Origin of the sequence: Streptomyces iconiensis, assembly GCF_028657195.3 — a bacterium.
GTDB lineage: Bacteria > Actinomycetota > Actinomycetes > Streptomycetales > Streptomycetaceae > Streptomyces > Streptomyces iconiensis.
The window spans coordinates 1-22,251 of record NZ_JANCPR020000023.1 but is presented as its reverse complement, the minus strand read 5'-3'; the positions used below and the strand labels follow the sequence as shown (position 1 = coordinate 22,251).

19 protein-coding genes are annotated in these 22,251 nt (G+C 72.2%); 7 read left to right on the top strand and 12 right to left on the bottom strand.

Going from position 1 to position 22,251, the window contains the following annotated elements:
* Positions 1–130: 130 nt before the first annotated feature.
* Positions 131–2,137, bottom strand: coding sequence for a hypothetical protein (locus NMN56_RS22680; RefSeq protein WP_347178637.1), 2,007 nt, complete (start codon positions 2,135–2,137; stop codon positions 131–133).
* Positions 2,138–2,474: 337 nt separating this feature from the next.
* Positions 2,475–3,782 carry a phosphoribosylamine--glycine ligase gene (gene purD, locus NMN56_RS22675; RefSeq protein WP_274045655.1) on the bottom strand — a complete coding sequence of 436 codons (1,308 nt, stop codon included), beginning with the start codon at positions 3,780–3,782 and terminating at the stop codon, positions 2,475–2,477.
* A 336-nt stretch (positions 3,783–4,118) separates the two neighbouring features.
* On the opposite strand from purD, the gene NMN56_RS22670 reads away from it, so the two are divergent.
* Positions 4,119–4,808 carry an SLATT domain-containing protein gene (locus NMN56_RS22670; RefSeq protein WP_274045656.1) on the top strand — a complete coding sequence of 230 codons (690 nt, stop codon included), beginning with the start codon at positions 4,119–4,121 and terminating at the stop codon, positions 4,806–4,808.
* An 89-nt stretch (positions 4,809–4,897) separates the two neighbouring features.
* Here NMN56_RS22670 and NMN56_RS22665 read toward each other — a convergent pair whose 3' ends face one another.
* From NMN56_RS22665 to NMN56_RS22650, 4 genes are all read right to left on the bottom strand, one after another.
* Positions 4,898–5,557, bottom strand: a complete 660-nt coding sequence (locus tag NMN56_RS22665) for a hypothetical protein (protein ID WP_274045657.1) — start codon at positions 5,555–5,557, stop codon at positions 4,898–4,900.
* A gap of 120 nt (positions 5,558–5,677) precedes the next feature.
* Entirely contained in the window at positions 5,678–6,442 is a 765-nt protein-coding gene (locus NMN56_RS22660) for a GntR family transcriptional regulator (RefSeq protein WP_274045658.1), read from the bottom strand.
* Positions 6,439–7,845, bottom strand: a complete 1,407-nt coding sequence (locus NMN56_RS22655) for an aspartate aminotransferase family protein (protein ID WP_274045659.1) — start codon at positions 7,843–7,845, stop codon at positions 6,439–6,441. The genes NMN56_RS22660 and NMN56_RS22655 overlap by 4 nt, the downstream gene beginning before the upstream one ends.
* A 316-nt stretch (positions 7,846–8,161) precedes the next feature.
* Positions 8,162–8,920 (bottom strand): hypothetical protein, encoded by a 759-nt coding sequence (locus NMN56_RS22650; protein ID WP_274045660.1) that lies wholly within the window; start codon positions 8,918–8,920, stop codon positions 8,162–8,164.
* 134 nt (positions 8,921–9,054) lie between these two features.
* Here NMN56_RS22650 and NMN56_RS22645 point away from each other — a divergent pair, with 134 nt between their 5' ends.
* On the top strand, positions 9,055–9,837 hold the full coding sequence (locus tag NMN56_RS22645) for a response regulator transcription factor (protein ID WP_274045662.1): 783 nt from the start codon (positions 9,055–9,057) through the stop codon (positions 9,835–9,837).
* A complete protein-coding gene (locus NMN56_RS22640) occupies positions 9,837–11,183 on the top strand; it encodes a sensor histidine kinase (protein WP_274045664.1) in 1,347 nt (448 codons plus the stop codon). Before NMN56_RS22645 ends, NMN56_RS22640 begins: the two co-directional genes overlap by 1 nt.
* A gap of 46 nt (positions 11,184–11,229) precedes the next feature.
* On the opposite strand, the gene NMN56_RS22635 is transcribed toward NMN56_RS22640, so the two are convergent.
* The gene (locus NMN56_RS22635; RefSeq protein ID WP_274045665.1) at positions 11,230–11,907 is read right to left on the bottom strand and encodes a LysE family translocator; all 678 of its coding nucleotides are present in this window, start codon (positions 11,905–11,907) and stop codon (positions 11,230–11,232) included.
* Between the two features lie 112 nt (positions 11,908–12,019).
* On the opposite strand from NMN56_RS22635, the gene NMN56_RS22630 reads away from it, so the two are divergent.
* Positions 12,020–12,472 (top strand): Lrp/AsnC family transcriptional regulator, encoded by a 453-nt coding sequence (locus tag NMN56_RS22630; RefSeq protein ID WP_274045666.1) that lies wholly within the window; start codon positions 12,020–12,022, stop codon positions 12,470–12,472.
* A gap of 55 nt (positions 12,473–12,527) precedes the next feature.
* Here the strand turns inward: NMN56_RS22630 and NMN56_RS22625 are convergent, their stop codons facing one another.
* Positions 12,528–13,364 (bottom strand): polyphosphate polymerase domain-containing protein, encoded by an 837-nt coding sequence (locus NMN56_RS22625; protein WP_274045667.1) that lies wholly within the window; start codon positions 13,362–13,364, stop codon positions 12,528–12,530.
* On the bottom strand, positions 13,361–14,083 hold the full coding sequence (locus tag NMN56_RS22620) for a DUF4956 domain-containing protein (RefSeq protein WP_274045668.1): 723 nt from the start codon (positions 14,081–14,083) through the stop codon (positions 13,361–13,363). Before NMN56_RS22620 ends, NMN56_RS22625 begins: the two co-directional genes overlap by 4 nt.
* 302 nt (positions 14,084–14,385) lie before the next feature.
* Here NMN56_RS22620 and NMN56_RS22615 point away from each other — a divergent pair, with 302 nt between their 5' ends.
* Positions 14,386–16,323, top strand: a complete 1,938-nt coding sequence (locus NMN56_RS22615; RefSeq protein WP_274045669.1) for a protein kinase domain-containing protein — start codon at positions 14,386–14,388, stop codon at positions 16,321–16,323.
* A gap of 200 nt (positions 16,324–16,523) precedes the next feature.
* The gene (locus tag NMN56_RS22610) at positions 16,524–18,479 is read left to right on the top strand and encodes a serine/threonine-protein kinase (RefSeq protein ID WP_274045670.1); all 1,956 of its coding nucleotides are present in this window, start codon (positions 16,524–16,526) and stop codon (positions 18,477–18,479) included.
* Positions 18,480–18,708: 229 nt separating this feature from the next.
* Here the strand turns inward: NMN56_RS22610 and NMN56_RS22605 are convergent, their stop codons facing one another.
* The 3 genes from NMN56_RS22605 to NMN56_RS22595 all read right to left on the bottom strand — a co-directional run bounded on the left by NMN56_RS22605 (position 18,709) and on the right by NMN56_RS22595 (position 21,394).
* The gene (locus tag NMN56_RS22605) at positions 18,709–19,653 is read right to left on the bottom strand and encodes an LLM class flavin-dependent oxidoreductase (protein ID WP_274045672.1); all 945 of its coding nucleotides are present in this window, start codon (positions 19,651–19,653) and stop codon (positions 18,709–18,711) included.
* 150 nt (positions 19,654–19,803) lie between these two features.
* Positions 19,804–20,748 (bottom strand): alpha/beta hydrolase family protein, encoded by a 945-nt coding sequence (locus NMN56_RS22600; RefSeq protein WP_274045673.1) that lies wholly within the window; start codon positions 20,746–20,748, stop codon positions 19,804–19,806.
* Between the two features lie 346 nt (positions 20,749–21,094).
* Positions 21,095–21,394, bottom strand: a complete 300-nt coding sequence (locus NMN56_RS22595) for a winged helix-turn-helix transcriptional regulator (RefSeq protein ID WP_274045674.1) — start codon at positions 21,392–21,394, stop codon at positions 21,095–21,097.
* Between NMN56_RS22595 and NMN56_RS22590 the strand changes: the two genes are divergently transcribed.
* On the top strand, positions 21,393–22,244 hold the full coding sequence (locus NMN56_RS22590; protein ID WP_274045675.1) for an SDR family oxidoreductase: 852 nt from the start codon (positions 21,393–21,395) through the stop codon (positions 22,242–22,244). The two genes, NMN56_RS22595 and NMN56_RS22590, sit on opposite strands and share 2 nt — an antisense overlap.
* Positions 22,245–22,251 lie beyond the last annotated feature (7 nt).

Here is a 22,251-nt window from a genome sequence, read left to right as displayed (position 1 = left end):
CCGCTCCGCTCTTTCGTCCACGGTCCCGTCACGCCCCCCGTGGTGTGCCGCGTGTTGCTGACGGCAGACAGCACATCACATTACGCAAGTGTGTGGTCACCCTTCGTCGCGAAATGGCGGAAGCGGATCGTCAGACCAGTCGTACGGGCTTGTCGGGCCGCACCCCGACCGAGGCGAGCCAGTCGCGCAGTCCGCGCTGATCCCCCTCCTCCACGAGCGCGAGAACGAGCCGGGACAGATCCGTTCTGCGCTCGCCCCCGACCAGCAGCACAGGGCCATCGAGCCAGTCCAGGCCGGGTGCGGCGCCGGCGGTGTCGACGGCGGCGCAGCACACAGCGGCCGTGACGTGATCGGCCAGCAACTCCCTTCCGCTGCGCGGCGGTTGGAGCGGAAGACCCATGGGAGCCGGGGGTGCCGGGTGCGTTTCCCCCGTGCCCGGCAGGAGAGCAGCACCCGGGGTCGCACCGATGGCACCAGGGGCGCTTGCCGCTTCCGCGCGCGCCACCTCGGCGGTGATGCGCGCCGCCAGGGCATCGGTCTCGTCGGGCGAAGAGAAACGGTCGAGAATGCGGGCCAGCGTGGGGCCGCACAGCTCGCCGTCGTCCTCCAACTGCCCGCCCACCGGCGCCTCTACGTGCCCGGACACGGCCGGAGCACCCGAACCCGCCCCGCCCCGCGCGCCGCCCAGTGCCCCGTCGGCGCAGGCGACCGGGGTGCCACATGTGCTGTGTGCCCTTGCGCTGTGCGCCTCGGTGCCGCGCGCCTCGGTGCTGTGGACCCCTGCGCTGCGGCGCCCGTTGCTGCGGACCTCGTCGAGCACGTCGAAGAGGCGGGCGGCCTCCGTGCGCCAGATACGGTCCACGACCTCGTCCGGATACGCCGACCACTCCACGGGGGTCCAGTCCGGGCCCGCTTCGTCCGCGTTCCGCGAACTGCCCGTGCTCCACCCGGAGTCGGGGTCGGCAGAGCCGCCTGGGCCGCCAGGACCGTCCGGACGGGCGGGGCCCGCGTTCGGTGGGCGGGGAGGCCGCTCGCCCAGGAAGAGCCGGGCCGCCAGCAGGGAGACGGAGGCGTCCACGGCGCCTGGCTCCTCCAGCAGGTCACAGGCCGGACGTTCGCCGAGCCGCGAGGTGAAGCCCTCGGCCAGCCGGTCGCGCCGTGACAGCTCGGTCAGCGCGGAGACCACACCGGCGTCCAGCCGCGTGGGCCACAGGCCCAGGCGCCAGGCCGGCAGCGCGACGCGGGTCAGCAGCCGGTCCCAGCCCGCGTACGCGAGCCCGACCTGCTCCTGTGCGACGACCCGCAGCCCGTAGTCGACCCCGTGCGCACGCTCGGACGCCGCAGCAGCGACGCCGCGCTCCATCTCGGCCGCGTGCGGGCCTGCCGCGCGGAGCATCAGCCGCGCGAGCAGGCCGACGGCACGGTGTACGGGGCGCAGCGGACGCGGGGTTTCCGTGCCGCCCGTACGCGCGCGCTCCGCCACCGCGACGGCGGCGTCCAGGCCGCGCACGAAGCGGCGGGAGGCAGCTATGTCGGGGTGCGCCGAGGGGCCCGTGCCCGCGACGACGGGCGCGAGCAGCGCGCGCAGCTCGGCCACCCGCATCCACCACAGGAACGGCGAGCCGATGACCAGCACAGGAGCGGCTTCCCGCGCGGAACGCGCCGACCGCACGCCGCCCGGGTGCGAGCCGGCGGAGCGCGGGCCCCCGGGCCGCGGGCCGGCCGACTGCGTGCGGTGCGTACGGTCCTCCAGCCAGCTGTCACAGTCGGGGGTGAGCGCGAGGGCCGAGGGAACGGGCACATCGAGGCGGTCGGCCAGGTCTCTGACCATCGCGTACAGATCGGGAGCCGCGCGCTCGTCGAGGGTGACCGTCGGCGAGACGGCCGGACTGGCACGCGCGATGACGAGCCCCGCGACCAGCGCGCACCCGAGCACGGCGCATGCCGCGCCCGTCACGGCCCAGCGCGCCGGGTCCCAGCCGGGCCCGAAGTGCCCCGTCGTGTGCCCGGCGAGCAGGATGACGGCAGCGGCTGCCGGGAGGAGTGCGACACCCAGGGCCGTACTGCGCACGCGCAGGACGGCGAGGGCGTGCGCACGCGCAGATCGCGCTCCAGCCCGCTGGCGCACACCGATCACGTCTCACCCCCGGAAACCGCTCGGGACCTCGCCGGTCTCTCCGGCTCTCACCCACTCTGACACCGCGCTCTGACACCGCAATGCGCGCTGCGCCAGTTGGACGGGCTCATCGGTACGACGCCCCATGCGGCTTGTCCGGCACATTAGTTGGGCCCTCGGCAGGCGTCAGCCGTACGAGGGCCCGGTCACTCGATGGAATGGCTTTGGGGAGAGGTCTTGCCCGCGGGCGTCCGGGCGGATATGGGGGGCCGAAGAGCGGGACGGTTCCGTCCCGCTCTTCCGCCACGCTTCCGTCCGCTGTTCCGCCGCTGTTCCGCCGCGGTTCCGTCCGCGTGCGTCAGGCGCCGGCGGCCTTGTCAGCGGCGGCGCCGGCCTCGTCGGCCGCCGCCTCGGCCGCGATGTCGGTGCGGTGGTGCGATCCGTCCAGGCTCAGTCGCCCGACCGCCGCGTACGCGCGTGTACGGGCCTCGTGCAGGCCCGTACCCCGTGCGGTCACCGAGAGGACCCGGCCGCCCGCGCTGAGGACGGCGCCCTCGTCGGGGCCCTCGCCCGCCTTCGTGCCCGCGTGCAGCACGTACGCCTGCGGCCCGTCCTCCGCCTCGACAGCGTCCAGCCCTCCGATGCGGTCACCCGTACGGGGCTTGGCCGGATAGCCGTGTGCGGCGACGACCACGGTCACCGCCGCCTCGTCGCTCCAGCGCAGCGAGGGGAACTCCGCGAGGGCGCCGGTGGCCGCCGCGTACAGCAGCCCGCCCAGCGGCGTACGCAGACGGGCCAGTACGGCCTGGGTCTCCGGGTCGCCGAAGCGCGCGTTGAACTCGATGACCCGCACACCGCGCGAGGTGATCGCCAGGCCCGCGTAGAGCAGCCCGGAGAAGGGCGTTCCCCTGCGGCGCAGTTCGCGGACCGTCGGTTCCAGAACCGTGGTCATGACCTCGTCCACCAGCTTGGGGTCGGCCCACGGAAGCGGCGAATAGGCGCCCATGCCCCCCGTGTTGGGCCCCTCGTCGGCGTCGTAAGCGCGCTTGAAGTCCTGCGCCGGCTGGAGCGGTACGACGGTCTCGCCGTCGGTCACAGCGAACAGGGACACCTCGGGCCCTTCGAGGAACTCCTCGATCACCACGGCACCGCCGCACGCCAGCGCGTGGGCGCGCGCCTCCTCGACGTCGCCGGTCACGACGACGCCCTTGCCTGCGGCGAGGCCGTCGTCCTTGACCACGTACGGCGGGCCGAACGCGTCGAGCGCGGCGTCGGCCTCCTCGGGGGTGCCGCACACATAGCTGCGGGCCGTCGGGACGGCGGCGCCCGCCATGATCTCCTTGGCGAACGCCTTGGAGCCCTCCAGCCTGGCCGCCTCGGCCGAGGGGCCGAAGACCGGGATGCCGCGCGCACGCAGCGTGTCCGCCACGCCCGCGACCAGCGGGCCCTCAGGACCGACGACCACCAGGTCGGCGCGTACCTCGGCGGAAGCCGCGAGCCGCGCGACGGCCTCGCCGTCCAGCGCTTCCACCGGGTGCACCGTCGCGTCCCGCGCGATCCCGGCGTTGCCGGGCGCGCAGTGCAGCGCCGTGACCTCGGGGTCGAGGGAGAGCGAGCGACAGATTGCGTGTTCGCGGGCACCGCCGCCAATGACCAGGATCCTCACACCGTCACCCTAGCGGCCCCACGACCGCGCCCTTCCCTGACCGTGGAGACGCCGGTGGAGATGCTCGTGGAGATGCCTGTGGCGGCGAGCGCCGGACCCAGGAGACCGAGCGCCGGACCGAGGAAATCCGTATCGGGCCCAGGAAATGCGCGTCGGACCGCGGGAAGGAGCACCGGCCCATAAAAGTGAACGTCTGCCCGTACGAGTGAGCGGGGGGCCTGTCCATGACCGGGCGCCACTTCTGGGCGGAAAACTCCCGGGACCGGCGCGTGCTCCCCCGCACCGGCGGTAGGAAAGGGCGTCGAAGTGTCGTCGCCTGGGTCGTTGGGAGTGCGGGTGCATCAGCCGGATCTGCTGGGACGGGGGTTTCCGTCCGGGAGCTGGGAGGAACCCGCCGAACGCCTGGAGGAGCTGTACAAGTGGGTGGAGCAGGAAGCCGTCCACGTCGTCGAGTGGTACCTCGCCGACCGCACGCGCAAGCGGCGCGGCGCGCGGCTGCTGCGCCTGGGCGCCGTGACCGCGGCAACGGGTGGCGTGCTGCTGCCGCTGCTGGAGCTGGCCGAGGTGCTGCCCCGCTCCCCGTGGGGCAGCCATGCCGGGTACATCGCACTGCTGTGCGCGGCGGCCTGTCTCGGCGCCGACCGCTGGCTGGGGCTGACCTCCGGCTGGATGCGTGACATGGCGGCTGCGCACGCCGTGCACCGGCGGCTGGAGGCGCTGCGGTACGAGTGGGCGGCCGAGAACGTACGGGAGATCCTCGGGCCGGCCGAGGGCACGGCCGGGGAGGCCGCCGAACGGTTGCTGGCGATGCTGCGCCGCTTCACCGAGGACGTCGGCGAGATCGTACGGACCGAAACCTCCGACTGGATGGTGGAGTTCAGGACCACCTCCTCGCCGCTCCAGCTGCACGCGGCGCACAGGGGCCGCACCGCACTCGCCCCCCCGCCCGCGCGCCGCCTCCCGCCACCCCCCGCACCGGGGGGCGGACGGGCCAACATGCCACGGCAACGGCCACCGGGCGGCTAGGACACAACAGCGCGCCGGCGCACGCCCGTTGGCCGCCACGGCCGGCCGTCGGCCGACGGCCTTGAACACCGACCGTGGGCCGTGGGCCGTCAGCCGAAGACGATCATTGAACCCTGCGCGAGGCTACGGGTGGCGGCGGCGTGCAGGCCGAGCCATACGTGGCGTTCGCGGCCGAACGGTGTGCCGTCGTTGTAGCCGATGGCGGCCGAGGCCGCCGGTTCGTCCAGGTCGGTCGGGCGCACCGGTGGGGCCGGTGCGGGGGGCGGGTTGTCCGGGTCGATGCCCAGGTGGGGCCCCACGACCTGCAGTTCACGCAGCAGACCGTGGCTGGAGCCCAACGGGCCGCCGCCTTCCAGGAGTTCGTCGTCGGAGAGCGGCACGGTGAAGTCGACGGGGATGTACGAGCCCGCGTGGTCGTAGTGCCACACCAGGTGCGACTCCTGCGCCGTCTGCTCGAACATCTCCAGCAGTTGCTCGTAATCGCCGCCCAGCTCGTCGACCGGCGTGACCTCCAGGCCGCTGGCCAGCAGGAGGTAGGCGCGGCGCAAGTAGTGCAGCGCGTCGTAGTCGAAGCCCGCGACGGGGGCGACATCACCGGAGAGGCCCGGCATGTAGCCGAACACGGGAACCGTGGGCAGGCCCGCTTCCGTGAGCGCTCTGTCGTAGGTGGCGATCTCTTCGGCGAACGGGTTGTCAGGACTGTGGCAGAGCACGTCCACGAGGGGTACCAGCCAGAGGTCACAGGCCAAGGGGCGCTCCTATACGGTCAGGGACCTGCACGTCACCAGCGTAATGCGCCCGGCGTGCCGCGTAACGCGCGCGGGGTGGCCGTCCCGGCGAGGGGGGCGGTGCCTCACAGGGGCGGCGCCTCACGCGTCACACCCGGCACCGTCGTCGCCCCGCGCTTGACCGGCGCCCTCGCGGTCCTCAGCGCCCTCGCGGTCCTCGGCCGACCGGCCGTCCTGGCCGCCCTCGGCGCCCACCAGCGTCAGCGCGTGCGCGTTGTAGTCGGCGACGACCTCGCGGGCCGCGTCGGCGTCGGAGCGTTCGAGTGCGTCGAGGAGCGCGCTGTGGCCGGCCCACAGGTGGCCGCGCAGCGAGGAGCGTGCGCGCAGCCGCGGCACCGCGTAGACCCAGCACTGGACGCGGAGGCGGTCGAGGAAGTCGCCGATGTACGGGTTGCTGATCAGACCGCCCAACTCCCGCCAGAAGCGCAGGTCGTAGGCGATGAGCACATCGAGGTCCCCGGCGCGTGCGGCGCGTTCGGCGGCGTCGGCCCTGCGGCGCACGGACGCGAGGTTCTCGGCGCTCTCACCACTGATGCCCTCCCCCGCGCCGTGCGTGTAGGCGCCCTCGTGGAGCACGCCGTCCACGACCAGCCGCCGTGCCTCGCACATCGCCAAGTAGTCCTCCAGCGTGTACTCGTGCACGCGGAAGCCGCGGTGCTGCTCGACGTCGAGCAGCCCCTGCGCCGCGAGGTCGAGCAGCGCCTCGCGTACGGGCGTCGCGCTGACGCCGTACTGCTCGGCTATCTCCTTGACCGTGAACTGGCGGCCCGTGCCGAGCCGTCCTGCCAGTATCTCGTCGCGGAGCGCGGTGGCGATCTGCGAGCGCAGGGTGCTGCGTCTGATCACGCGGTCGCGCCCCCCGGGACGGTGTGCGCGTCGGCGGCCGAGAGCGCGTCGTCGAGGACGGCCAGGCCCTCTTTGACCTCGGCCTCGGTGACGTTGCACGGGGGCACCACATGCGTGCGGTTCATGTTCACGAACGGCCACAGGCCGCCGCTCTTGCACGCGGCGGCGAACTCCGCCATGGGCGCGTTGTCCTGGCCCGTCGCGTTGTACGGGACCAGCGGCTCGCGCGTCGTCCTGTCGCGCACCAGGTCGAGCGCCCAGAAGACGCCCGTACCGCGTACCTCGCCCACCGAAGGGTGCCGCTCGGCGATCTCGCGCAACGCGGGACCGATGACGCTCTCACCGAGCCGCGCCGCGTGCTCGACGATGCCCTCCTCGGCCATGACCTGGAGCGTGGCGACGGCGGCGCCGCAGGCCAGCGGGTGCCCCGAGTAGGTGAGGCCGCCGGGGTAGGGGCGCTGGTCGAACGTCTCGGCGATCTTCGCGGAGATCGCGACACCACCGAGCGGCACATAACCGGAGTTGACGCCCTTGGCGAAGGTCAGCAGGTCGGGCACGACGTCGTACAGATCCGCAGCGAACCACGTACCCGTACGCCCGAAGCCCGCCATCACCTCGTCCAGGATGTAGACGATGCCGTGGCGGTCGCAGATCTCGCGCACGCCCTGGAGGTAGCCGGGCGGCGGCATCATGATGCCGGCCGTTCCGGGGATGGTCTCCAGGATGACGGCGGCGATCGTCTGCGGGCCCTCATAGGCGATCGTCTGTTCCAGGTGCGCGAGCGCGCGCTCGCACTCCTGCTCCTCGGTCTCCGCGTAGAACGGCGAGCGGTACAGATGCGGCGCGTTGAAGTGCACGACGCCGGCCGTGCCGGTGTCCGAGGCCCAACGGCGCGGGTCCCCGGTCAGGTTGATGGCCTGGTGGGTGCCACCGTGGTACGAGCGGTAGGCGGCGAGGACCTTGGGGCGGCCGGTGTGCAGACGGGCCATCCGCACGGCGTGCTCGACGGCGTCGGCGCCCGCGTTGGTGAAGAAGATCTTGTCCAGGTCACCCGGGGTGCGCTCGGCGATCAGCCGGGCCGCCTCGGAACGCGCCTCGATGGCGAAGGCGGGCGCGAAGGTGGTCAACTTCGCGGCCTGTTCCTGTATCGCGGCGACGACCTTCGGGTGCTGGTACCCGATGTTGGTGAAGACGAGACCACTGGTGAAGTCGAGGTACCGCTTCCCGTCGTAGTCCCAGAAGTACGAGCCCTCGGCGCCCGCGACCGCGAGCGGATCGATCTTCCCCTGCGCCGACCAGGAGTGGAACACGTGCTGACGGTCGGTGCTGTGCACGGCGGCCCCCACTGCCGGATCGGGCGCCGGCACGGGTCCTGTGGAGGGTTGCTGTGTCGTCGGTGGCATCGGTGGCATACGTTCGGTACCTCGGTTCACTCGCGTCGTGCCGCCCCAAACGGCGGGTGGACGCCAGTCAGACTATTGACGTGCTTCCCGGACCGGAACCAAGGGGTTCCGGCCACGGCCGTGTACCCCTTCCCGAGGCGCACACAATCGGGTTCCCGAGACACACACGATCGGGCCTCACGGAGCCGGAGAAGTACGGCGGCGAACGCGCTCACGCCCGCCTCCTGGCGCAGCCGCGCGGCATGCGGGCACAGCGGTCCCGGGATGCGGCCGTCCCCGGCGCGAACGCCGAGGCTCCTCGCACATGTTCCGGCGATCAGTCGTCGTCCGCATCGTCGTCGGAGTCGTGCGAGTCGTGCTCGTACCCGGTGTGAGGCTTGCCGTCCACGCAGCGTACGAGCACGGTGTGGTCGTCGGCGTCGTCGGCGACCGGTTCCAGCTCGACGCTGGCGCGGGCAGCGGGCCCCGGGTCGACGTCGTCGGCGCTGTAGCCCTCGGCGGGTGACCAGCTCAGCAGCTTGACGGTGGTGGCGTCGGTCCGGCACTCGGCGACGGCTGTGCCCAGCCCGTCGGGGAAGCGGACCGTGGAGGTACGGGCGGGCGCACGGGAGGGGCTGTCGCCGGACTCGGAGGAGTCGGGCGACCCGGGGTCCGAGGCGCCCGGTGAGTCCTTCGAGCCCGGAGCCGTGGACCCGGACGGGGTCGGGCTCGGATTCGGCGTGCGGGCGCGGGCACGCTGTTCGGCCTGGGTCAGCTCGCGCTTGACGCCGGCCTCGTCGATCGGCGCGTGCCGCGCGTACTGGCCGCCAGGGTCAGCGTGCGAGAAGGACCACGCACCCAGCAGAAAGGCGGCGGCGACCGCACACACCCAGGCGGCAGCGGCGAGACGCCGACGCCGCAGCTCCCTGGCGTGCGGCGCGGGGTCGCCGGCGCGCGGCGAGGAGTGCCCGGCGCGCACCCCACCGGTGTTGTCCGTGCCGCCCCCACCATCGGTCCCGTCGGTCCCGTCGATGCCGTCCGTCCCGTCCGTGCCGTCCCCGTCGTGCTCGGGGGTGCCGCTGTTCTTGCCCGCCATGGCTCGCAGTCTGCCTTCCTGTTTCCTAACGCCGGGTTAAAAGCTGGACAAACCGGCTGGGAGACCAGTACAAGCCGTACAGGCTCCGAAGACCTGTCCGCCCAGCTCGCAATCGATATGGCTAACGTACGTGTATGTCGCACCTACTCGTCGTCGAGGACGACCCCCAGCTACGCGGAGCGCTCGTGAGGGCGCTCCGGGACCGTGGCCACGCCGTGGCCACGGCCTCCACAGGCATGGCGGGGCTCGACGCGGCCGTCACGCACCGGCCCGATCTGGTGGTGCTCGACCTGGGGCTGCCCGACGTGGACGGCGGGCAGGTGCTCCGGATGCTGCGCTCGGTCAGCGACGTACCTGTGATTGTCGCCACCGCGCGGGACGAGGAGCCGGAGATCGTGGCGGCGCTGGAGGACGGGGCCGACGACTACATCGTCAAGCCGTTCGGTTCGGGCCAGTTGGAGGCCCGTATCAAGGCGGTGCTGCGGCGGCTGGGCAACGGCGAACCGGACGAGCCCGAGCCCGCCGTACGCGTGGGCGGGCTCCTCGTCTCGCCCTCGGCACGTGAGGTCACGCTCGACGGCGAGGCGCTGGAGCTGACACCCCGCGAGTTCGACCTGCTGTGCTACCTCGCACGCCGCCAGGGCCAGGTGGTCTCGCGCCGCGAACTGCTGGCCGAGGTGTGGCAGCAGCCATTGGGCGGGGCCGACAAGACCGTCGACGTCCACCTGTCCTGGCTGCGCCGCAAGCTGGGCGAGACGGCACAGCGCCCCCGCTACCTGCACACGGTGCGGACGGTAGGCGTGAAGCTGGCCGCACCCGAGGGGTCGGGGGACGGCGCGGACACCTCCGGGGACGGTACGGGCACCGGCGGGGACGGCAGCGGCGCCTCCGGGGCCGCGCGCGAGGGCGATGCGTGATGCGCAGGCAGCTTCTCGTCCTCATCGGTACGACGACGGCCGTCGTGCTCACCGTGCTGCTCATACCGCTCGGCCTGCTCGTACGCAGCCACGCCGAGGACCGCGCCATGACGGACGCGACCGAACGCGCGCAGTCCATCGCCGGGGTCGTCGGCAGCGCGGCGGGGCAGCGCGACGGGGGACGCGAGGTGGTCGACAACCTGCTGAACGGGTTCAACGCCAAGGACCAGCCGCGCAGTTCCGTCGTACTCGCCGACGGCACGGTGCTGGGGCGGCGCACGCCGGGTGTGAGCGAGGACGCGCTCAAGCTGGCCCGCAGGGGCCGGGCCTTCACCTACGCGCCGGGCGAGAAGCGGGGCGGCGGACGCGTGGTGATGGTGCCGGTGCTCGGTTCGGGGGCCTCGGCAGCGCGCGCATCGGGGCCTGCGCACTCCGCCTCGGTGGTGCAGGTCGCCGTGACCGACGAGCAGCTGCGTGCCGGGGTGCTGCCCTCCTGGTTCGCGCTTCTGGGGCTCGGGGGCGCGCTCATGCTGCTCGGGCTGGCGTTCGCCGACCGCCTCGCGGCGCGGATCGTACGGGCGACGCGCCAGCTCGCGAACGTCTCCGACCGGCTCGCCGGCGGCGAACTGACCGCACGCGCCGACCCGCTGGGCCCCCGGGAGCTGCGGCTGCTCGCCGGCCGCCTGAACGAACTCGGTGAGCGCATCGACGGCCTGGTCACCGCCGAACGCGAGCGCGGCGCCGACCTCGCACACCGGCTCCGTACGCCCGTCGCCGCGCTGCGGCTCGACGCGGAGGGGCTGCGTGACGAGGGTGAGGCGGCCCGGATCGGCGCCTCCGTCGCCGCGCTCGAACGCAGCGTCGACGGGGTGATCCGCGCCGCACGCCGCGCGGGGGCCGATCCGGGCACCCAGCGCTGTGACCTGGCGGCTGTCGTCCGCGAACGCGCCGCGTTCTGGATGCCGCTCGCCGAGGACCAGGGGCGCACCGTGACCGTTGACGTGCCGCCGCCGCACGCCTCGCCCCACCCCGTACGCGTCTCGCCCGACGAGCTGTCCGCCGTCCTCGACGCCCTCATCGGGAACGTTCTCGACCACACCCCGGAGGGCACCTCGCTCTGGCTCACCGTCTCCTCGGACGGCACCCTCACCGTCGAGGACGAGGGGCCGGGCTTCGGCGACGCGGCGGAGGTGGCCGTACGCGGCGAGAGCGGCGCGGGGTCGACGGGCCTGGGCCTGGACATCGCCCGCACCACGGCAGAGGACTCGGGCGGCACCGTACAGCTGGGCCACTCACCCCACGGCGGCGCGTCCGTACGCTGCCACTTCGGCACCCACGGCGACTGAAGAACCGTCCGGGCCGCCCGGGGCCGACGAGGTGGGGCGGGGCGGGTCAGGCGAGCAGCTGCTCGCCCAGGAGCAGGCCGCCGAGGACGATCATCGCGACGCCCGAGACGCGGGTGACGAGGCGGGCAGCCGTCGGGCGGGAGCGGAGGACGTTGCGCGCGAGTGAGCCCACACCGAAGTAGATGACGCCGCAGATCGCCATGTGCAGCAGCCCCAGGAGCCCGATCTGTGCGGCCAGGGGCCAGGTGCCGTGGCTGTCGGCGAACTGCGGGAGCAGGGCGATGTAGAGCAGCAGCGCCTTCGGGTTCAGGCCGCTGACCCCGGCGCCCTTCAGCACCCGGGAACGGGGCGCGGCGCCCCCCGCGGCCCCGGCGCTCTCCCCGGCACCGCCCGCGGCCCCCGCTTCCGCCGCCTCGGATGTGCCGGCGTCCAGCCCGGGCCCCGCCTTGGAGCTGAGCAGCGTCGTCACACCGAGCCACACCAGGTAGGCCGCGCCGATCAGGGTGAGCCCCGCGAGCACGCCGGGGGTCTCAGCGACGACGGCGGCCACACCGGCCACGACGACGAGCGTCAGACCGACGTAGCCGAGCATCAGGCCCCCGATGGCGGGGAGCACGGAGCGGTCGCGCAGTCCTGAGGTGATCGCGTACGCCCAGTCCGCACCCGGCACGAGGACCAGGAGGACGGATACGGCAAGGAACGCGGCTATGGAGCTGGTAGCCATGGGTGGTGGTTCTTCCTCTCGTACGGCACTGAGACGAAGAATACGGACTATCCGCCCAAAGGTGTTCCCTTAAATGGTCGTCTGAGCCGCCAGGAGTGGGAGAATCTTCTCCATGGACGACATGGACCGGCAGATTCTTGCGGAGCTTCAGCAGGACGGACGCCTCACCGTCACCGAGCTGGCCGGACGCGTGGGCCTCAGCCTCTCGCCGTGCCACCGGCGGCTGCGCGAGCTGGAACGCAGCGGCGCCATCCGCGGCTACCGCGCCGTCGTGGACACGGACGCGGTCGGCCTCACCTTCGACGCGCTGGTCTTCGTCACGATGCGCCAGGAGGACCGCACCACCATCGCCGACTTCGAGCAGGCGGTCGCAGGGCTCCCCCAGGTCATCCAGGCCCAGCGCCTCTTCGGCGACCCCGACTACCTGCTCCGCGTCGTCACCGCCGACCTGGCCGCCTTCCAGCGCCTCTACGACGAGAAGCTCGCCACCCTCCCCGGCGTCCAGCGCCTCAGCTCCACCCTGGTGATGAAGCACGTCGTGCACGAACGCCCCCTCCCGGCGTGAGGCCGCGCACGTACGTCACGTGGAGCCGCGCCCCGGCCCGCCCCCGGGCCGCCGCTCAGGCGGCCTGGGCCACGGCGGCCCGCGGGAAGGTCTCCTTCAGGGAGCGGGTCCAGCGGTTGGAGGCGAGGGCGGGGTCGAGGGCGCCCAGGGCGGCGTACTTGGTGAAGTCGGTGGCGCGGTGGCCGTATTCGTGGAGGAGGAGGTCCGCCTCGGTGAGGTGGCCGTAGGACTTGGTCTCGACGAGGACCATGTCGCGGGCGGCATGCACCTCGTTGCCCTCCGCGTCGCTGCACACGAGCGCCGCGTCGCAGGTGATGCGCTGGCCGTCGGCGACGAGGGTGGCGCGGGTGTAGTCCGTGGTGAGGCTGGGGCGCAGGTCGCCGGGGGTGGCGAAGTCCGCGCCGTACGCGTCGTCGAGCGTCTTGCGCAGGAAGGAGAGCGAGGCGTCCTCCAGCGCGTGCGCCGAAGCACCCAGGCGGCGGCGGAACTTGAGGGTCTGGCCCCTGTTCCCCTTCACCTTGATCTCGAACTGCCGCTCGCCCGTGTCCTCGTACAGCCGCTCACGGATCTTGCAGCGCTGGCGGCGGCCCTGCCGGTGGTCGTGGTAGGCGCGCAGGCCGGGGGTGTCGTAGTAGACGGAGTGGTAGCCGAACCAGCGGCGTCCACCGATGGACAGCGCGCGGAACGGGTCCTCGCGGTGCGGGTCGGTCAGGTGCGCGGCGATGTCCTGGAAGGTCTGTGCGGGGACGAGATAGCACCGGTCGTAGCGGTCGAGCAGCGAGGCGCGCTCCATGACGGCTTCGAGGCTGATGGGGTGCGCTGCCAGCGTGGCGCGGGCGAGCGCGCGGACGGCGGGGGCGACGCGGGTGGCTGCGGTGACGGGCGCGGTCATCGGGCTGTCTCCCTCATGTGAGCGGCAGTGTGCGTGGGGGGTGTGCTGTCGCTGTCCGTTGAACGGACGGGCGAGGCCGAACGCTCCTGATCGCGGGGCTTGACTTGCTGGTCCTGGTGCCCCCGCCGGACGCGCCGGCCTCTGGACTCCGGGTGCGCGGGACCCGCCTCGCGGTAGCGGACATCGAGCACCGTGAGGTCGCGGACGTAGTCGACCTCGGTGATGGACCACGCGAGCGGTTCCCCGAGGCGGGCACGGACGCGTTCGCGTACGGCGTCCGGCTCGGTGACGGCCACATCAAGGGTGACGACGGCACGGCGCGTACGGGCGAACAGGCGCGGGTGGTCGGCTCCGTACAGCACCGCTACGGGCAGTGCGCACAGGGCGGCTGCGAGGCCGAACGGAAGGTGGGGCAGGCCGGCGACGAGCCCTATGACGAGGGTCGTGAAGTAGTAGGCCACCTCCTCGTTCTGGATGGACTCCGAGCGCAGCCGGATCATCGACAGCACCCCGAAGAGCCCGAAGCCCAGGGCCATACCGCCGGACCCGCCGACCCGTGCGAGCGCGGCGACGACGGCGAACAGCGCGACGTTGAGCGCGAGATACGCGGGCAGCAGGTCCCGGCGCCGGTGCCGGGGGAAGTAGACGACGAACGTCAACACGGTCACCGCGGCGAGATCGAGCGCGAGGTGTGCGAGGAACTGGCTGAGCGAATCCATGCCGGGAAACCTAGGCACCCGCGGGTTAAAGCGGCTTCCTCATGACGTTAAGGATGCGCCCGGGATCGGCTCCGGGCCGGCGTGGAGGCGGATGTCCCTGGTGGGAGCAGGTGCCGGCGCCCTCGCGCCACGCGTAAGCGGCGGGGCCGCCCTTGGCGGACAGAGCCCGCGGCCCTTCGCCGTGCTGCCACTTGTGGACCGCCCTCGCACCGCGCCGGGGCACGCTCTATCCTCGTGCGAACCACCAGGGGGAACTGGCGCGTCCACGGCAACGGGGGCGCGGGAATAGGGGACGCACGTATATGGAGGGCCTGGGCGCCGACGACCCGAGCACCATCGGAAGTTACCGCCTGCTCGGCAAGCTCGGCGAAGGAGGCATGGGCCGTGTCTACCTCGCGCGTTCCGAACGTGGCCGCACCGTCGCGGTCAAGGTCGTTCAGACGGAACTGTCCCGCAGTCCCGACTTCCGCCGCCGCTTCGCGCAGGAGGTCACCTCGGCGCAGCGGGTGGGCGACGAGTGGACGGCTCCCGTACTCGACTCCGACACCGAGGCTGAGACCCCGTGGGTGGCGACGGGTTACGTTCCAGGACCCTCGCTCGCCGAGGTGGTGGACCAGCAGTACGGGCCGCTGCCCGAGGCGTCCGTACGCGCGCTGGCTGCCGGGCTCGCCCGCGCACTCCAGGCCATCCACGGCGCCGGGCTCGTGCACCGCGACCTCAAACCGTCCAATGTGCTGGTCACCATCGACGGGCCCCGCGTCATCGACTTCGGCATCGCCCGCGCGCTCGACGCCGCGGCACAGTCCGTGCACGGGCTCACCAGGACGGGCGCCGTCGTCGGATCGCCCGGCTTCATGTCGCCCGAGCAGGTGCGCGGCCAGCGGGTGACCCCGGCCAGCGACGTGTTCTGCCTGGGCGCCGTGCTGGCGTACACGGCGACGGGGCGGATGCCGTTCGGCACGCCGGAGGGCAGCGTGCACGCCCTGCTCTTCCGGGTCACCGAGGAGGAGCCCGACCTGGAGGGCGTACCGGACGGACTCCGTACGCTGATCGGCTCCTGCCTCACCAAGGACGCGGACCAACGGCCCACCGTGGAGGCCGTGCTGGAGGCTCTGGCCCCGCAGTCGGAGCCCGACGGCGCGTGGCTGCCAGGACCCGTGCTCGCCCAACTGGGGCGCCACGCGGCCCAGTTGCTCGACAGCGAGGTCCCCCGAGAACCGGCGCAGGCCGGGCACGCGCACGCGCCGCACTCCGTCGGGAACGGCGCGGCCGACCCGGGACGAGAGACCGGAGCTGCAGGAGCCGTAGGAGCAGGCGGAGCTGTTGGAGCGGGCGGTGTCGCGGCCGGAGCTGCGGGGGCGGGGGTTGCCGCCGGGCCGGCCGGCGGCGCCGTCCCGGACTCGCCGTATCCCGGCCCCTTCTCGCCGCCCCCCGGCGGCGCCTACGGTCCGCCCGACGCGTACGTACCCGCGCAGCCGAACTGGCACAGCCCGCCGCCCCCGGGCAGACACGAGGTGCCGCGCGCGGCGGACGGCACGCCCCTGCCGCCGGGTGCGCGGAATCCGCAACGCATGGGCGCTCTGGGCGCCTGGCTGACCGCTTCGCTGTACGTGATGATCGCCGTGTTGGTGGCCAGATGGTTCGTGCACACCGCCGTCGTGACGTCCCTCGACCCCCTGGGCATCGCCGGCGCCCTCCACGACGCGCGGAGCTACTCGGAGATGCGTGCGGCGTCGATGGTCACCGAGGTGCTGGAGCTACTGACGGGGCTGAGCGTCGCCCTTCTGTGGGTGCTCTGGTTCCGTCGCGCGCGGCTGAACGCGGAAGCGTTCAAGCCGGGCGGGGTCCGCTACGGGGACGGCATGTCCATCGGGGCATGGTTCATCCCGTTCGCGAACCTCTTCATCCCCAAGCAGATCAGCAACGACATCTGGCAGATCTCCCTGCCGGCCACGCGCTTCAACCCCACCCCGAGTTCCCCCGGCCAGTCGCCGTACTCCGTCAAACGCGGTGTGCTGCACGTCTGGTGGATTCTGTGGGTGAGCTTCTTCGTGATGACCAATTTCGTCCTCTCGCTCCCGTGGTACGACCAGCCGACCGTCGGCAGGGGCAGCGTCTTCGCGGCGATGGGCCAGTTCACCGCCGTGCTCGGCGTCGCCGCCTCCGTCCTGGCCCTCGTCTTCGTACGCAAGCTCGGCAAGGCGCAGAACGCCCGGATCCTGGGGACTTCTCCGCGTTGAGAGAGGACTTGCCGACCCCCCGTCCCCGCGTGCGGGGGGCACTGCCACCATCAAAGCGACGCCCGTTGGCAGCCCGACCGTGACCTTCTTGACCGACAGTGAGGTGTGGCCGGGCGAACCGGCGGCACGAACGAGGTCGGGAGCGAAGCCGACGGGCGAGGAAAGACCACCGAGGCACGAGAGGCGGGGGCGGGCAGCTGATGGCGGATCTGACGCCGGACGATCCTGGCAGCATCGGGGGCTACCGGCTGCTGAGCCGGCTGGGCGCCGGCGGCATGGGCCGTGTGTACCTCGCACGCTCGGGTGGCGGGCGGACCGTCGCGGTCAAGCTCATCAAGAACGAGCTGGCCGACGACCCCTCCTTCCGTACCCGCTTCCGGCTGGAGGTGGAGGCGGCACGGCGCGTCGGTGACCGCTGGACGGCACCCGTGCTCGACGCGGACACCGAGGCGGAAACCCCCTGGGTGGCCACCGGTTACATCGCGGGGCCCTCTCTCGAACAGGTCATCGCGGCGGGCGAACAGGGCGGCACCCTCAACAGCGGGCGCCACGGCCACGGCCCGCTGCCCGGCGAATCCCTGCGCACCCTCGCCTACGGGCTGGCCTCGGCACTGCTCGACATCCACGGCTCCGGGCTCATCCACCGCGACCTCAAACCGTCCAATGTGCTGCTCACCATCGACGGGCCCCGTGTCATCGACTTCGGCATCGCGCGCGCCCTCGACGACGTGCCCGAGTCCACGCTCACCAGCACCGGCGTGGTCGTCGGCTCGCCCAGCTACATGTCGCCCGAGCAGATCACGGGCCGCCAACTGACCACCGCCAGCGACGTGTTCTGCCTCGGCGCCGTGCTCGCCTACGCCGCGACGGGCCGCCCGCCCTTCGGGGTCGGCGGCGCGGGTGGCGTGCACACCGTGATGTTCCGTATCGCCTCCGAAGACCCCGATCTGGACGGCGTCGAGGAACCGATGCGGTCGCTGATGGCCGACTGCCTCGCCAAGGAACCCGGCGACAGGCCCGCACCCGAAGACGTCATCGAACGCGTGCAGCCGATCGCCGTCGGCGCCTCGGCACCGCCCTGGCTGCCGGCCGGGCTCATCGCCGAACTGGGACGGCACGCGGTCCAGTTGCTCGACACCGACACACCGCCTTCCGGCTCCGGCGTACACACCTCACCGGTCCCGCACTCCGGCTCGGGCGCCGCGCCGGAACCGGTGACCTCGCTGCTGCCACGCACGGGCCCCGACCCCGGCACGGGCCCCGCCCCCGATACCGGCATGGGCCCCGACTCCGGCTCCGGCTCGGGCGGCTTCGCCGCCGGTTCCGGCGGTACGGGGCGCCCGCGTCGGCGCCGTACGCGCGCGCTGCTCGTCGCGGCAGCCGTACTCGCCGTCGTCGGCGCAGGCGTCACCGCCGCCGCCACCGGACTCGGCCCCCTGGGCGACGGCAACAAGAAGAAGGCACCCGCCTCCGATGTGCCCTCCGCCTACGTCGGCACCTGGACGGGCGCCGTCGAACGCAACGGTGAACCGACCGGCCAGTACCGGCGGTTCGTGATCACCACGGGCATGCAGGGCGAGACCGTCGCCAGCAGCATCAGCCTCGGCGACGACTACGCCTGCAAGAGCGACGGCAAGCTCGCCGCCACCCCCTCCTCCGGCCCCGAGGGCGGCACCCAGGCCGTGCGCCTGGACACCCGCGTCGTCAAGAGCGTGCCCGAGGGCAGATGTACGGCCCTCGGGCAGCACTCGCTCATCGCCCAGTCCGGCGGCACCCTGAAGTGGGAGGCCCAAGGGCGCACCGCGACGCTCCACAAGGTCAAGAGCCCCGAACGCATCCCCGAGGAACTCGTCGGCGATTGGCAGCGCCCGCTCTCCGGCGGCGGCCGGCAGAAGCTCACCATCAAGCCCCAGGACGTCGACGGCAAGGGCATGTCCATGGTCTCCGAGGGCGCCGAGCACTGCGAGGCCACCATGGACGTCTTCTCAGCGGGCGGCAGTACGAGCCCCGTACGCGTCGCCCCGCCCGAGGTCAACAAGGCCCGCTCCCGCGGCGTCTGCCGCGCCGGCACGGCGTCCACCCTCCGGGCGGAGAACGGCTCACTCATCCGCGAGTTCCCTGACGGGAGGTCCCTTCGCTACGTGCCCGTCACGTAACCCGTCCGGTCACCCACCGTCCCGGGGCGGCCGGGGCCGGTCCTGGGCCTCGGGCCCTTGTCCCCTGGCCCCTGGCCCTCGCCCGGCTCCGCGGGCTCACCTTGGGTGGTTGGCCCCGCGCCGTTCAATCTCCTTGTGCCTGGGGCTGGTTCGGCACCGCCGATCACGCCGACGGGGCTGCGCGCCGTCGCGGCGGGAAGAAGAGCGGACGCCAGCTCGGCACCGCCGGTCACGGCGACGGGGGTTCGCGGCGTCGCGGCGGGAAAGATTCGTGCCTCCGCGGCGGGGAGAAAGGTGGGGCGGGCCGGGTGGGGATGAGTTCTGCGGCTGTCCATTGCGCGACGTTGTCGGGGTAGGGCGGGGACAGGCCGAGGATGAGGTGTGAGAAACCGGCGGCGGTCGCCTCGTTGATCGCGTCCCGGGTCGTGTCGGGATCGTCGTAGGAGACCGGAAGGACGATCGAGCGCGTGATCGAGGCGGGGTCGCGTCCGATCTCGGCGCAGTAGCGGTCCAGCAGTGCGCTGCGCTCGGCGGCGTCCTCGATGTCGCCGCCGGGGATGTTCCACACGTCGGCGTGCTCGGCAACCACGCGCAGCGTGGCGGAGGAACGTCCACCGATGAGTAGGGGCGGGTGAGGGCGTTGAACGGGTTTGGGGTTGCCGAAGGCGCCGGTCAGTTGGATGTGGGTGCCGTGGAACTCGAACGGTTCGTTCTCGGTCCATAGCCGCCGGATCACCGTGCACGCTTCGGCGAGGCTGCCCACGGCGTGCGCCGTGTCGTGGAAGGGCAGGCCGTGGGCTTCGTACTCGCGCCGGGCCAGGGGGTGGCTGGGGCGTGAGCCCACGCCGATGCCGAAGTCGAGGCGTCCGTCCGAGATGACGTCGACGGTCGCGGCGATCTTGGCCAGCATCGCGGGCGGCCGGATGCGGTTGCTGGTCACGAGCACGCCCAGGCGCAGTCGTTGGGTGTGCGCGGCGAGGGCCGAGAGCAGGGTCCAGCCCTCGTAGATCACTCCGTTCGGGTCCCCGCCGATCGGCATGAGGTGATCGAACAGCCATGCGTGCTCGATCTCCGGGATGGCGTCGGCCTCACGCCAGACCCGCAGGATGTCGCGGTAGTCCACCTGCGAGGGTGCGGTCATGATCCCGAACCTGGGGATGAGGGGTTGCGTCATGGAACCGTGAGTCCTTTCCACGTCGGCGGCGGCGACAGGCACGGCGCGAACCGTCCTGACCCGCGGCTACACAGGTACGCGGGCACACAGGTATGCGGGCACACGCGGGTACGCAGGTGCGTACGGAAGAGGGCGGGGCGCCGGGCTCGCCTACTTGCTCTGCAACTGCCCCAGCGGTGCGGGGTCTTCCTCCAGCGCGGTGGCCGCGGCCTTCCAGCTGAGGTCACCGGGGTTGAGCGCGCTGCGCAGGTAGGCGGAGGTGAGCCGCTGGATCAGGGCCACGCGCGCGGGGCTCTCGTCCGTCGTCGCTGCGGCCTCGTACCCGTTGATGCCCCCGAGCGAGTGCTCGGCCCCGAACAGCGTGAGCAGGCTCTTGCTGCCCGGGCTGTAGGTGTAGGGGTCGGTGAACCAGTCCGGTCCGCGGGTGGACAGCGCGGACTGGTCGTGGTCCCCGGCGACGATGAGCGCCGGCGCTGTCATGTGGTCGAAGGACGGCCTCATGAAGGAGAAGTTCTCGACGGCGAACGGGGTCAGTTCGTCACCCAGCCCTGTCAGTGCGAGCAGCACACCCGCCTTGATACGGGGGTCGGACATGTCCTCGCCCGGAACGCCGACGGAGTCGAGGACTCGCGCGCCCAGCAGCGTGCTCGCCGTCTGGGCTCCCCACGAGTGGCCGGCCACAGCGATGCGGCTGCGGTCGAGACGCCCGCCGAGGCCCGGTACGGAGGCTTCCAGTACGTCGAGTCCGTCCAGCACGCGCGTGAGGTCCTCGATACGGAAGCGCCAGATCCGCGGGGTACGGGGGTCGTCGGCAGGAAGGCCGAGCGTCCTGGAGTCGAGGTGGGTCGGCCGCAGAACCACGAAGCCCTGAGCGGCCCAGAAGTTCGCCAGCGGCGCGTAGTCGTTCATGGAGTGACCGAAGCCGTGCGAGAAGACGATGACGGGCAGATCGCTGCCTGTCGCCGGCGCCGACACGCTGACCTGCAGTTCCTCGCCACGACCCGGCGCCGCCAGCACGACCGGCCTGGCGGACACCACCATGGCGGGCGGCTTCGCGGCGCTGTTGTCCACGGGCATGGTGTGTGAGTCGGACATGGAAGTGCCTTTCGTTCAGTTTCTTCGCGCGCCTGGTGGGTGGGCGCGTTCTTCGCGCACTTGGTTCGGTGAGCGGGGCGGTCGGTAGGTGCGGCCGTCGGTGGCGCGTGCGCTGTACGAGTCGTCCGGGCCGGACCCCGCGGGGCCGTGGTGGAACGGCAAGCGACGGGAGGGGACAGCAACGGACGGCCCGGCCGCCTGTTCTGCGAGGACGGCAAAACGGAACCGCGCTCCGTTAACACTCACAATACGGAGCACGGTTCCGGTTTGCAACCTCACCGAGGGAGCGCCGCGCTGAACGACGCGGCCAGAGCGCGGGAAGCGCAGCCGGGGCGTCGTCGGCCTCTCACGCCTGTCCCGTACGGGCGTCGTAGGCGCCGCGTGCCGCGTGCACGCGGTCCGCGTTCGCCTTGGACCAGTCCGCGATGGCCGTGGTGAGTGCTTCCGCTTCGTTGCCGAGGTCGGTGAGGGCGTACTCGACGCGTGGAGGGATGGTCGGGTAGACGGTGCGGCTGACCAGGCCGTCGCGTTCGAGGTTGCGGAGCGCCTGCGTAAGGGATTTCTGGGTCACGCCTTCGACGTGCCGGCGCAGTTCGGTGAAGCGGGGCAGGCCGCCCCCTTGGGACGCTGATGACGGAGGCGCCATGATTTTGGTAACGGGAGCGACGGGCAAGATCGGCACCGAGGCGGTGCGGCTCCTGGCCGGCCAGGGACTTCCCGTCAGGGCACTGGTGCGGGACGCCGCGCGTGCACCGCAGGACGGAAGCTGGAACGGCATTGAGATCGCTGTGGGCGATCTCGACCAGCCGGACACGCTCGACGCGGCGATGACCGGCGTCGACACTCTCCTCTTGATCAGCCCGTCGGTCCCCGCCCAGGAGATCGCGGCCATCGACAGCGCCGCCCGCCGGGCTGTGAAGCACGTCGTCAAGATCACGAACCACAAGGCGACCGCCGACTCGCCCGTCGACCGCCGCCGGGACCATGCGCGTATCGAGGCTCACCTGAAAGCGAGCGGCCTGGCATACACGCTGCTGGCCCCGAACCTGCTCATGCAGAACCTGTTCCTCGTGACCCCGATGATCAGGCAGACGCACGGGTTTGCGATGTCTGCCGGCGACGGCCGGTTCGGCATGATCGATTCACGTGACGTGTCCGCAGCCGCGGCGGCCGTCGCAGCGGACCCCACCGGCCATGAGGGGCGCACCTACTTGCTGACCGGCCCCGAACTCATCACCTACGCCGACGTCGCCGCCGAGCTGACCCGCGCCCTGGGCCAGGAGATCGAGTACCGCCGGCTCACGCCCGACCAGCACCGCGAGGAGATGGTCCGAGCCGGGCTTCCCGAGCCGGTCGCTGCCTCCAATGCCCAGGTCTTCGGCCTGATCGCCGAAGGAGATGCCGCGTGGCTGTCCGACGACGTCGCCACCCTCACCGGACACGACCCCCGCGGCCTGCGAACCTTCGTCACGGATCACGTAACCGCGTTCAAGTAGGTCATTG

Coding starts and splice junctions, on each gene's coding strand:
- NMN56_RS22655 (WP_274045659.1), bottom strand. CDS start 7,845: ATGCCACCGACGACACAGCAACCCTCCACAGGACCCGTGCCGGCGCCC.
- NMN56_RS22650 (WP_274045660.1), bottom strand. CDS start 8,920: ATGGCGGGCAAGAACAGCGGCACCCCCGAGCACGACGGGGACGGCACG.
- NMN56_RS22645 (WP_274045662.1), top strand. CDS start 9,055: ATGTCGCACCTACTCGTCGTCGAGGACGACCCCCAGCTACGCGGAGCG.
- NMN56_RS22640 (WP_274045664.1), top strand. CDS start 9,837: ATGCGCAGGCAGCTTCTCGTCCTCATCGGTACGACGACGGCCGTCGTG.
- NMN56_RS22635 (WP_274045665.1), bottom strand. CDS start 11,907: ATGGCTACCAGCTCCATAGCCGCGTTCCTTGCCGTATCCGTCCTCCTG.
- NMN56_RS22630 (WP_274045666.1), top strand. CDS start 12,020: ATGGACGACATGGACCGGCAGATTCTTGCGGAGCTTCAGCAGGACGGA.
- NMN56_RS22625 (WP_274045667.1), bottom strand. CDS start 13,364: ATGACCGCGCCCGTCACCGCAGCCACCCGCGTCGCCCCCGCCGTCCGC.
- NMN56_RS22620 (WP_274045668.1), bottom strand. CDS start 14,083: ATGGATTCGCTCAGCCAGTTCCTCGCACACCTCGCGCTCGATCTCGCC.
- NMN56_RS22615 (WP_274045669.1), top strand. CDS start 14,386: ATGGAGGGCCTGGGCGCCGACGACCCGAGCACCATCGGAAGTTACCGC.
- NMN56_RS22610 (WP_274045670.1), top strand. CDS start 16,524: ATGGCGGATCTGACGCCGGACGATCCTGGCAGCATCGGGGGCTACCGG.
- NMN56_RS22605 (WP_274045672.1), bottom strand. CDS start 19,653: ATGACGCAACCCCTCATCCCCAGGTTCGGGATCATGACCGCACCCTCG.
- NMN56_RS22600 (WP_274045673.1), bottom strand. CDS start 20,748: ATGTCCGACTCACACACCATGCCCGTGGACAACAGCGCCGCGAAGCCG.
- NMN56_RS22590 (WP_274045675.1), top strand. CDS start 21,393: ATGATTTTGGTAACGGGAGCGACGGGCAAGATCGGCACCGAGGCGGTG.
- NMN56_RS22595 (WP_274045674.1), bottom strand. CDS start 21,394: ATGGCGCCTCCGTCATCAGCGTCCCAAGGGGGCGGCCTGCCCCGCTTC.